The 11,462-nt window shown below is 62.6% G+C and carries 7 protein-coding genes and 1 pseudogene; 1 reads left to right on the top strand and 7 read right to left on the bottom strand.

Features of this window, described 5'->3' with window-relative positions; genetic code table 11:
- The 3 genes from zapA to pheS all read right to left on the bottom strand — a co-directional run.
- On the bottom strand, positions 1-1,567 hold a 1,567-nt coding region (gene zapA, locus BN871_RS25375; RefSeq protein WP_048749888.1), incomplete at its 3' end, for a cell division protein ZapA.
- Between the two features lie 448 nt (positions 1,568-2,015).
- The gene (gene pheT / locus BN871_RS25370; protein WP_048749886.1) at positions 2,016-4,457 is read right to left on the bottom strand and encodes a phenylalanine--tRNA ligase subunit beta; all 2,442 of its coding nucleotides are present in this window, start codon (positions 4,455-4,457) and stop codon (positions 2,016-2,018) included.
- A gap of 13 nt (positions 4,458-4,470) precedes the next feature.
- Entirely contained in the window at positions 4,471-5,505 is a 1,035-nt protein-coding gene (gene pheS / locus BN871_RS25365) for a phenylalanine--tRNA ligase subunit alpha (protein WP_021881538.1), read from the bottom strand.
- A gap of 848 nt (positions 5,506-6,353) precedes the next feature.
- On the opposite strand from pheS, the gene mraY reads away from it, so the two are divergent.
- Positions 6,354-7,304 (top strand): phospho-N-acetylmuramoyl-pentapeptide-transferase, encoded by a 951-nt coding sequence (gene mraY / locus BN871_RS25360; protein WP_048749884.1) that lies wholly within the window; start codon positions 6,354-6,356, stop codon positions 7,302-7,304.
- A 119-nt stretch (positions 7,305-7,423) separates the two neighbouring features.
- Here mraY and BN871_RS25355 read toward each other — a convergent pair whose 3' ends face one another.
- The 4 genes and pseudogenes from BN871_RS25355 to BN871_RS25340 form a co-directional block, all read right to left on the bottom strand.
- Positions 7,424-8,008, bottom strand: a complete 585-nt coding sequence (locus BN871_RS25355; protein WP_332310251.1) for a YcnI family protein — start codon at positions 8,006-8,008, stop codon at positions 7,424-7,426.
- A gap of 221 nt (positions 8,009-8,229) precedes the next feature.
- Positions 8,230-8,976, bottom strand: coding sequence for a response regulator transcription factor (locus tag BN871_RS29515; protein WP_048749892.1), 747 nt, complete (start codon positions 8,974-8,976; stop codon positions 8,230-8,232).
- A 495-nt stretch (positions 8,977-9,471) separates the two neighbouring features.
- Positions 9,472-9,711, bottom strand: a pseudogene (locus BN871_RS29510) (histidine kinase); the annotation flags it as partial.
- A gap of 197 nt (positions 9,712-9,908) precedes the next feature.
- The coding region (locus tag BN871_RS25340; RefSeq protein ID WP_048749882.1) for a copper resistance protein CopC at positions 9,909-11,462 on the bottom strand (1,554 nt) is incomplete at its 5' end.

Raw genomic sequence — 11,462 nt, 5'->3', positions numbered from 1 at the left:
AGCTCAGCCTCGCGCGCCTGCATTGCCGCTTCCGCCTCGCTGCCGCCTGACTGCGCTCGCGCTCATGCTGCTTGCGCAGCTCAGCCTCCCGCGCCTGCATTGCCGCTTCCGCCTCGGCCGCCGCCTGACTGCGCTCGCTCTCATAGCGCTTGCGCAGCTGCTCCTCGCGCTCGCGAAGCGCCGCCTCGGCAGCGGCTGCCGCCTCGCTATGCCGGCTCTCAAGCTCCAGCCGCAGCTGCGCCTCGCGTTCCTGCATAGCCGCTTCCGCAGCGGCCGACGCTTCTGCGAGAAGCGCCTCATGGCGCTCCTCCAGCTTCGCCGCCTCGCTGCGCCAATCGGCCTCCCGGCCGGCAAGCGCGCCGTCCATCTCCGCTCTCATACGCGCGCGCAGCTGCTCCAGCTCGCTCTCCTTGCCCTTGCGCTCGGCGAGCAGCTTCTCCTCCAGAGCGCTCACCTGCTCGCGATACAGCTTCTCGCGCGCCGCCAGCTCCTCCTGATGCTGCTGCTGCAAAGCCTCCCTCTCCTGCTCGCGCTCGCGGCACTCCGCTTCGTACAGCTGTTCAAGCTCGGCGCGCTCCACGGCGCGCGCATCCGCCTCGCGGTCGTACAGCTCCTGCAGCTCCGCGACTTTCTGCTGCAAGGAGCTTTCGAGGCTCCTCATCTCGGAGGCGAACCTGGCTTCCCGCTCCTCGATCTGTGCGGCGTGAGCCTCGTCGAGCTCGCGTCGCTGCTCCTCGAAGCGAGCCGCAGCTGCTGCCCGCTCGCTTTCCAGCAGTTCCTCGAGCTCTCGCCTGGACTCCTCAAGCTGCGTCTGAAGAAGCTTGCGCTCGCGCTCCAAGCCTTCCTTCAGCGCCGAGCTTTCCGCCGCATACCGGCTCGCCGACTGCTCCAGCGCCGCAGCGTGAGACTCTTCGCGCTCCTGGGACTCCTCCTCGTACATCCGCTCCCATTCCTTGCGCTCCGACTCCAGCAAGCGTGCCGCTTCGCCGCGTTCGCTCTCATGCTGCCGCTCGCGCTCCTCGATCTCGCCGCGATGCGCCCTTACGAGCTCCTCGCGCTCAGCCAGCCAACGCCCCTCAAGCCGGGCGGCGGCCTCGGAGCCTTCGCGCTCCAGGCGCAGCGTCTCTTCCTTGACGGCGGCCTGTACGGCTCCGAGCCTTTCCTCCGCTTCGCTGCGCATTGCCCGCTCGGCTTCTTCCCGTTCGCTCAGCAGCTGATCGAGGCGCGACCTGGACTCCTCCTCGCGCCGCTTCATCTCCTCCTGCATGCCCTCGACCGAAGCCTGGGCCTTCTCAAGCTCTCCGACAAGCGTTTTGCGCAGGCTCTGCTCTTCCTTCAGCAGGTCGCTGTCGCTGCGCAGCCGGAACACATCCTCCGCCATATGCACCGCCGCCAGCACAGCCAGCCTCGGCATGTCCAGTCTCGGATAGCCTTTCGCCAGCTTATGCATGTTCTCGTCGACGAGAGCCGCCACCCGGCGGATATAGTCGACGCTGGAGTGGCCTGTGAGTTTATATTGATGTCCGTATATATCCACCGTTACTTTCAAGCGATCGGCTTCCTTCAAGGCGGTATCCTCCCGTTGTTGTACGGCTGTGCTCCCGATGGCTGCCAGCGGCGGCGAAACGCTCCCGAGGAACAGGAGCTCCTGTCTTCGGCGGTGCGGGGCATCGGTGCAAGCCTCTATATTAAGGCCCGGTGACGGGCGATGGTTCAATGTTCATGCGGTTCATGCGGTTCATGCGGTTCATGCGGTTCATGCGGTCCGTGCGGTTCAAGCGGTTCCGAAAGTCCAGCCATTCGTCTGTTCCTTTGGACCTATCGCTGGAAGTCGAACCGGTCTGTGCTGCTCGTTATGTAGCGATTGCTCGATCCATATATTCCTATCGCAAAAACTCTATTTCCTTACGACGATCAAAACCCTCAAAAGGCTTCCGAATCCGCTGCTCAAAGGAAAAACCGCATCCGCAGTCCTCTTTGGGGACTACTTCGATGCGGCTTTACGCGTTTCCTGCCTATTTCCGCAATTCAGCGGAGAAAGATTGTTCCAATTCGGCGACGGCCTTGGCATGCAGCCCGGCGACCTCTTCGTCCGTCATCGTGCGCTCCGGATGGCGGTAGACGAGCGACAGCGCGACGCTCTTGCGTCCGGCGCCGAGCTTCTCGCCCGTGTAGACGTCGAAGACACGGACGGACTCAAGCAGCTCGCCGGCCGCTTCCTTCACCGCTGCCGTGAGAGCAGCCGCCGGAACGCCCGCATCTACCGTGACGGCGATGTCGCGCTCCGCGGCCGGATACCTCGGCAGCGTGCGGTAGACGATGGAACGGTCCGCGGCGTCGTACAGAACGTCGAGATCGATCTCGGCGACGAAGGTATCGTCCAGATCCTCCGCCTGCTGGGCTTCCGGATGAAGCTGGCCGACGTATCCGATCGTCTGCTCGCCGAGCTCCGTATGCAGCTTGACGGCAGCAGTCCGGCCGGGATGCAGATGCTCCGGCGCGTCCGCTTCGTAGGTGACGGAGCCGCTCAGGCCGAGCGCGGCGAATACCGATTCCAGCACGCCTTTGGCGTCGTAGAAATCAGCCTTTTGCGCTTTCCGGTTCCAGGAAGCTCCGCGCAGGGCGCCTGTGAGCAGCACGGCCAGGCGATGCTTCTCGTGAGGCAGAGCCGTCAGCGCCTCTTCGTCGGTATGGAAGACCGTGCCGATTTCGAATACGGCGAGGTCCGGATTTTTGCGGTTCCGGTTGTACGTCGCCGTCTCCAGCAGCTGAGGCAGCAGTGAGGTGCGCAGGACGCTCCGATCCTCGCTCATCGGCATGGCGAGACGGATCGGGCGCGAGCCTCCTCCAAGCGCAGGGAACAGCTCCGTTCGGGCCGGGGATGTGAACGAATAGTTGATCACTTCGCTCAGGCCTGCATCGGAGAGCCGGCGCCGCAGCTCTCGGCGGATCGCCTGGGAAGCCGTCAGAGCGCCCGGCGTCGTGTCGCCGTGGATCGGCGTCGTCGGAATGTTGTCGTAGCCGTACAGACGCGCGACTTCCTCGATCAGGTCCACATCGCGGGAAATATCGCCGCGGCGGGTCGGGACCTCCACCTTGACGGCCGAGCCGTCCGCCGAAATCTCGGAGCCGAAGCCGAGGCGGCCGAAGATCGTCTTGATCTCGAGCTTGGCAATCTCCGTTCCAAGATAGGCATTGATCCGATCCAGGCCGACCGTGATGACGATCGGTTCCGCAGCCTTGACAACCTCCTGCACGATGCCGTCCGCTACGAGTCCCTGGCCGAGGCGGGCGATCAGCGAAGCCGCGCGGTCAAGCGCCGGGATGACCCGGGCCGGATCCACTTCCTTCTCAAAGCGCAGGCTCGATTCGGAGCGGAGGCCGAGCTGGCGGGATGTGCGGCGCACCGTCGAGCCGTCGAACTTCGCCGACTCCAGCACGATGTTGACCGTCTCATCCGTCACCTCGGAGTTCGCGCCGCCCATGACGCCGGCAAGCGCGACCGGCTTGTCGCGGTCCGCGATGACGAGCATATGGGGCTGCAGCGTCCGCTGCTGGCCGTCGAGCGTCTCCAGCGTCTCGCCTTCGCGGGCCAGACGCACGACGATGCTGCCGCCCGCCACTTGGTCCGCGTCGAAGGCATGCAGCGGCTGGCCGTACTCCAGCATGACGTAGTTCGTCACGTCGACGATGTTGTTGATCGGCCGAACGCCTGCCGCCATGAGGCGGTTCTGCAGCCAGAGCGGGGACGGAGCGACGTTGACGCCCTTGATGTAGCGGGCGCTGTAGTGGGAGCACAGCTCCGGAGCCTCGACGCTGACGGACAGATGGTCGGCGGCCTTCTCGGCAGCGGCGAACACGTCCTGCTCCGGCAGCTTGACCGGACGGCCGGTCAGAGCTCCGACCTCGTAAGCGACTCCGAGCAGGCTCAGCGCATCGGAGCGGTTCGGCGTCAGGTCGAGCTCCAGCACATGCGTGTCGAGGTCGAGAACCTCGCCGATCGGACGGCCCAGCTCCAGCTTGGGCAGCACGAGAATGCCTTCCTGCAGCTCCTTGGGCAGCAGCTTGTCGTTCAGGCCGAGCTCGCGGGCGGAGCAGATCATGCCCTGCGATTCGACGCCGCGCAGCTTCGCGCGCTTGATATTCAGTCCGCCCGGCAGCTTGGCTCCGACCGTGGCGACCGGCACATGCTGGCCGGCGTCGACGTTCGGCGCGCCGCAGACGATCTGCAGATTCTCTCCGGTGCCGACGTCGACCTTGCATACATTCAGCTTGTCGGCATCGGGATGTTTCGTCTTTTCTTTGACATAACCGACGACAACGCCGGCCACGCCCTTGTCCATCGGTTCGACCGCATCGATCTCGATGCCGCCGTCCGTCATTTTCTCGGCAAGCTCCTGCGGCGTGATGCCGCTCAGGTCGACGTAATCCTTCAGCCAGCTCGTAGATACTTTCATCGCTCGTTCCCCCTTACATTCTCGCGAACTGGCTCAGGAAGCGCAGATCATTGGTATAGAAATGACGAATGTCGTCAATGCCGTACTTCAGCAGCGCGATGCGCTCGATGCCCATGCCGAAGGCGAAGCCGCTGACTTCCTCCGGATCGTAGCCGCCCGCTTCAAGCACCTTCGGATGCACCATGCCGCAGCCGAGAATCTCGAGCCAGCCCGTCTGCTTGCACATCCGGCAGCCGCTGCCGCCGCACTGCGAGCAGGTCACGTCGACCTCGGCGCTCGGCTCGGTGAACGGGAAGAAGCTCGGGCGCAGTCGGATGCGGGCCTGACGGCCGAACATTTCCTGCACGAACTGGAGCAGCGTTCCCTTGAGATCGCTCATGCGGATGCCTTTGGCGACGACAAGGCCTTCGACCTGGTTGAACTGGAAGCTGTGCGTCGCATCGTCGTCGTCGCGGCGGTATACTTTGCCGGGGCAGATGACCTTGAGCGGAGTTTTGCCGCCGCTGGCCTTCATCGCGCGGATCTGCACAGGGGATGTCTGCGTGCGCATCAAGATGTCCTCGGTCACGTAGAAAGAGTCCTGCATATCGCGCGCCGGATGGTTTTTCGGCAGGTTGAGCGCCTCGAAGTTGTAGTAGTCGGTTTCGACTTCAGGTCCTTCCGCGATGGAATAACCGAGGCCGATGAAAATATCCTCGATCTCCTGCTGCACCTTCACGAGCGGATGGATCGCGCCCGTCGGCAGCCGGCTGCCCGGCAGCGACACGTCGATCGTCTCCGTGCGCAGCCGCGCATCCGTCTCGGCGCGGCGGTAAGCGGCGCCTTTCTCTTCCAGCACGGCCTCGATCGCGCCGCGCACATTGTTCGCGAGCTCTCCGATGACCGGACGCTCCTCGGCGCTCAGCGCGCCCATCCCGCGCAAAATTTCCGTCAGCGCGCCTTTTTTGCCCAAATACTTGATTCTGAGATCTCCCAGCTCCTGCGGGCCGGCTACCTTCTCCAGCTCCTGCAGCGCTTCGGCGCGCAGCGCCTCCAACCGTTCCTTCATGGCTCACATGCCTCCCTGATTAAACTCCTCGTCGAAACTCCACTAAAGAAAAATACAAAAAGGCCCTCTCTCCGCAAAGGGACGAAAGGACCGTGGTACCACCCTGATTCCAGCCTGCTTGCGGAATGGCCGCCCTATCCTGTGGATAGGTTGCCATGCCTTCTTGACGGATGAACGCTGTCTCTGTTCCTGACAGGGCCTTTTCCGCGTGGGCGGAAGAAACGCTGTCCTGCAACATGGACAGGAATCATGCCGCCCTGGCGCTTCATGCGCCCGGCTGCTCTTGCCGGATAACGGCCGGCTGACCGTAGCCTCCTACAGGCGCGGCCGGGGCCGTGCGTTCAGAGCTCCGCTCCGGAGTGAATTCGTCCATGCTGATTGCCCGGGGACGCTCTCAATCTGCGGCGTTCCCTCCCTGTGGATCAGGCCTGGCTTACTGGTCTCCATCGTAGCATTGGGGTTGATTAAGACAATTATGCCTTATTATATCCGGGAACAGACGCAGTTGCAACCCGGGCTCGCGCTTCCTCCGCTCACAAGGGCGCGGCTTGGGACGTCCGTTCGCGGGCGGGACTGCTTCCGTTTGGCATTTTCTTGCGTCTTCTGAATCGCTTCAGCCTCATTCTCCACTCCCCCCTGCCTGTATAACAATTTGATTGCTTGATCATTCTTGAAAAAAGGATGGAAAATTAGGCTCAGCCCTCTGCAACAAGCATAACGGCAGGGGCGTCAAACAATTGGATTCAGCGCATATCCAATACGAAGGCGGCATACATAGGAGTAGTTGTCCAGCCTGCCGGAATGCAAAAAAAGGCGAGTCGTTCGCCGGATGAAAGAGCGTGCGGAGAATGAATGGAATGCTTGGAGTTTCGGGATTGTCTTTCCTGCTGGTCGCGGCAGGCTCTCCGCTGCTCATCTGGACGCTGCAGAGCCTGAAGCTGACGCAGCCGATCCGGGCGGAGCTGCCCCCGGACCATCAGGCCAAGCGAGGGACTCCGCTGATGGCCGGTCTCATCCTGCTCATCGGCATCGTCATGTCCATGCAGTTCAAGGCGACGCCGATGATGCTCTTCCTCTGCTCGGCCTTCCTGCTGTTCAGCTCCATCGGCTTCATGGATGATTACCGCAAGGCGGCTTACCAGGATGCTGGAGGGATCTCGGGACGCGCCAAGCTCGTGCTTCAATTCGCTTTCGCCGGAACGCTGCTTTATGTCCTGTTCCGCTATTTTGGGCTGACCAGCGGGATCGCGCTGGTCCAAGGCTTCGCGCTGCAGCTGCCCGCTGCCGTGTATATCGCCGTCATGCTGCTCTTCATCGTCGGATCGGCCAACGCGATCAACTTTACGGACGGGCTCGACGGCCTGCTGATCAATGCCGCGATTCCGACGTATTTTTTCTTCTTCGCCATATCCGAGCGGCCGGAAGTCCAGGCTTTCTCCCTCGTCATGATCGCCTGCCTGCTCGGGCTGCTTCTCTATAATATCCATCCGGCGAGAGCGTTCATGGGCGATACGGGGTCGCTCGCGATCGGCGGCTCCCTGTCGTTCCTGGCGGTTCTTGAAAAGGTCGAGATCCTTATTCCGATCCTGTTCTCGGTCTACCTGGCCGAGCAGCTGTCGGTCATCCTCCAGGTGTGGTATTACAAGCGCACCAAGCTGCGGTTGTTCCGAATGACTCCGATCCATTACCATTTCAGCCTGAAGTACGGCTGGAGCGAGAATCGGATCGTCATCGTGTTCGGCCTGATCTCCTGGCTGTCGGCTCTCGTCAGCTGGCTGCTGTGGAAATTTCTTCTTTAAGATCGAGCGGCAAAAAACCGCGAGCCGATGGAATCCGGCTCGCGGTTTTGTCTGAATCAGGGGGCTCTCATGCTCTCCCTTGAACTTCCTTCATGGAAACATCGGGATTTGGGGGCTTGTCACCCTTTCGCCCCGCGGCGGGCAAATGCGGCAATGACCGCTGCCGCGCCGAGAACGAGAGCGGCGATCGACAAGTAGAGCGGCAAGCTGCTCTCCTTCTCAGCAGGAGCTGCCGCATGATCGGCGTCGGCCGGTGCCGGCGAAGCGGCAGGATCCGTGCCTGCCGCGGCGCCGTGGCCATGGCCGTCGCCTTCTCCGGTTCCTGCAGCTACCGTCGTGACGGAAGCGGGATATTCCGCATCGGCCGCTCCGACCCATTCCACGACGCTGCTGTCGCTGTACGTCTGGTAGGCCTTCCAGTTCAGCTCCTTGGCGTCGGCGGCAACCTTGCCGGAAACCTTGAATTCGTTGAACTCCTGCTGCGTAAGGCCTTTTCCTTCATCCGCCGTCCAGGTGATGGACTCGATCTTGCCGTCCGCCGTCGTCTCGAGCGTCGTCTTCCAGCCCGGAAGCGGCTGCGTGCGGGATACTTCCACTCCGTCCGGGACGCGGACCTTGACCGCCGTCGTCGTGACATCCGCCTTCTCGCTCGGCACGCGGACCGTGAACACCTCGTAGGAGCCTGTGTTGTCGCCTTCGGCCATACCGTCACATGCGCGCTCGCGATGCTGCTCATCAGGAGCATCATCAGAATCGCGGCTCCCGCCGCAGGGAACAGCTTTTTCATGCTTTTTGCTTTCATCATGCACCCGCCCATTCCTTATGGTCTCAACAACTCTGCTTCAAAGTATAATCCTGCTCCAAGGAAAGGACATGACTCCAAAGGGCTACCAGCCGAAAAAGAATGTGAACATCCGTCGAACGTTCATCTCCGATCCATCATTCCCTGCTCATAGGCGTATCGGGTAAGCTGGACCCGGTTGTCCAGATGCAGCTTCTGCAAAATATTTTTGAGATGGTTCTTCACCGTATGCTCCGAAATGCCCAGCACAGCCCCGATTTCTTTATTGGACTCGCCATGCGCAACCCGCTCGAGAATTCCTTTTTCCCGCTCGGTGAGCGGAGTGAGGGACGAGGAAGCCTGCCGCTTGGCCGGCTTGGCCCGATAGGCGGACGGAGCGGACGGAGCAGCCGCCCCGCCGCCGGCAGGCAGGAATTCATGCAGAATGCGCGTGGCGAGCTCTCTGCTCATCGGCGCCTGATCCAGCGATACGGCCCGCAAATAATCCAGCCAGGCGGATGGAGAAAGGTTTTTGAGCAAATATCCTTGGGCCCCGCGCTTGATCGCCTCGAACAGATCGGCGATATCATCCGACACGGTCACCATGACGATTTTGATTCCGGGCTGCGCCGCCTTGATCCGCGAGGTCGCTTCCAGTCCTCCGAGATCCGGCATCCGGATATCCATCAGGATCAGATCGGGCTCAAGCTCCCCGGCGAGCCGCACCGCTTCCTCGCCGCCGGATGCTTCTCCTGCGATCTGAAAGTAGCCATCCTCCGAAAGGATGATCCGCATCCCTTCGCGGCCATGCGGATGATCGTCGACAAGCAGCACCCTGCAGCTGTCCGCTCCTGCGCCTTTAATCTGTTCCGCGCTCTGAAGCTCTTCCATATGCGCACTTCCTTTCCGATTCCGGCCATCGAGCCTGGAATCCGCTCCGTCATCAGCTTCCCTTCTCCGCAGACGCTTTCGCGCCACCTCAACGGCTGTCCCGCCGCCGCCTTGCGAATCCGCCGGGCTGGAGAAGCGGAAGGTCCAGCCCGCCCCGGCAGCCCGGTCCTTCATCATGCGCACGCCGTATCGGTCCTTGGCCTCGGCGGCGCCAGGAGCGGCTCCGTCCCCGTCGTCCACGATGCGGCAGCGGAAGCCGCCCGCCCCTTCGGTGCGCCCGCTCACTTCCACGACCGAAGCCGAAGCATGCTTGCGCACGTTCATCAGCGCCTCGCGGATGATCGCGAGAAGCTCCACCTTTTCCCGGCTCGTGAGCTGGGTATCGGGGATGCGCCAGTCCACGACGACACGGGTGCCGGATGCTTCCAGCTCCGAGGCCGCATCCTTCAGCGACTTCAGCCACGGCATCTCCTCGGGCTCGGGCGCGCTGCGCAGATTGGCGATCGACTCCCTCACGTCGTCATAGACATGCCGCACCGTGCGGCGGATCTCGTCGGTCGCCTCCTTCACTTCCCCTGCGCCGGTCGACCGCTCGAGCCGGTCCAGCTTGACCGACAGCAGGAACAGCGACTGGGAGATGCCGTCATGAAGCTCGCGCGCCAGCTGATCCCGCTCCTGAAAGGCGGCTTTGACCGCCTGCTCCCGCCTCAGCTGCTCCTGGGCATTTTCCAGCATCTCGAAAAGCCGGTACAGCAAAGTGACCGTGACGAGAAAAACAAGCACCGGACTGATCAGATTGCCGGTATCCATCGACAAGTAGGGAAGCAGGAACGTATGCCTGGAGTATTCCCATGCGGCCGTGACCACAGTCGGCGTCCACAGGATCAGGCGCTTGATCGCAACAGCCTTCATCCGTCTTTCCCCGCCCTCCGTCAATAATTGCGGAAGCTGGTCCGCTCGACATGCTCGTCGTCGTTGGAATCCAGCACCCTGACCTCGGCCGTCCATTTCCCGGCGAACGGAAGATAAGGGCCTTTCACCTTGTAAGCGAACTTCGTATACCCGTCAAACGAGCTGATCTCGTCATCCTTGAACGGCTCCACCGGCACCTCGATCGGACCCATGTCGGGCTTGTCCTCGGAAATCAGCCGCAGCTTCACCGACTTGGGCGCTCCGAGCTTGTTGAACATCCAAACCCTCGTCGTGAATTCATTGTCTCCCGGCACGTTCGGGGCGATGCGGATCGACACGTGAAGGGCGCTGCCCATCTGATGCCATGCCACCGGCTCGTTGGCGGGCAGCGGGCTCAAATACGTGAAGGCGCCGACGACGACCAGGATCAGGCTCATGAGGATGCCGTCGGCTTTGAGCATGGCTCCGGACGGGAAGCCGGAGCGCTTCATCCGGCGGCGGATGAAGGCTCCCGTGACGGCGACGAGCACGACGAGGCCGGTCTTGACGAGCAGCATGATTCCCCATGGCGTGATGAACAGATAAGACAGATCCGTCAGCCACAGCAGCGTCATGGCGATGCCGGAAAGAGTCAGCACCGCGATGCTGATCCAGGCCGCCCGGGTGAAGCTGGCGGCGAAGCGTCCGGCTTCCTTGCGGTCTCCCGCCCACAGCGCCAGCAGCAGCATGAGGCCGCCTGCCCACAATGCAGCGCCGGCCAGATGGATGTAATCAAGCGCCAGGTTGACCGCCTTCGGCTCCAGCGCGGCCGCATGTCCGCTCCACGCCTCCTGGGCGAGCAGCAGCAGCGCCCATAGAGCCCGCGTCTTCGCCAGACGGGCCGGCACCATCAGTCCTGCAGCGGCAAGGACGAGCAGAGACAGCCATGTGATGCCGACCGATGTCCGGGTGAACAGCTTGATCCATTCGGATCCGGCCTGCCCTTCCATCAGCTGCGTGGATTCCATGAATACATAGAGCAGCCCGGCCAGCATCAGCCCTTGGCCCGGCAGCCTCTCCAGCCGGGAGCGCAGCGGCTCGGCCAGCCCTGCAAGAGGCCGGTACAGGAAGAACCAGATCGCCGCTCCCGCCGCGAACATCAAGGCGGCGTAATAGAGGAACCTCACCGCATAAAGCAGCAAGGCAGAGGTCGTGAGCGCTCCTTCCGCTTCATGCCCGGCATGGCCGAGCTGCGCGTGCAGATCGAAGGCCGAGGCGTCCTTGGCCGCGGGAGGATTGCCCACGACGAACACGTAAGAGCCTCCCACCGGATGGCCGTCTTCGGATATGATCCGGTATGAAACGGTGTAGACGCCCTCGCCAAGCTTGGGCAGCGGAAGCGTGAGCGACCGGTGGTCGCTGCTGAGGACGGCCTTGCCGGATGTGACGCTGGCCGACTTGCCGTCCAGCACCTGGAGCGCTCCTACCGCTTCCTCGATCCTCTCGTTGAAGACGAGCTTCACTTCGGACGGCGCCGCTTCCACGCGGGTGCCGGCGGCCGGAGACGCTCCTGCAGCGAGGCGTGCGCCGAGGCG

Origin of the sequence: Paenibacillus sp. P22, assembly GCF_000469945.2 — a bacterium.
GTDB lineage: Bacteria > Bacillota > Bacilli > Paenibacillales > Paenibacillaceae > Paenibacillus_O > Paenibacillus_O humicus.
This window is presented reverse-complemented; position numbering and strand designations above follow the sequence as displayed.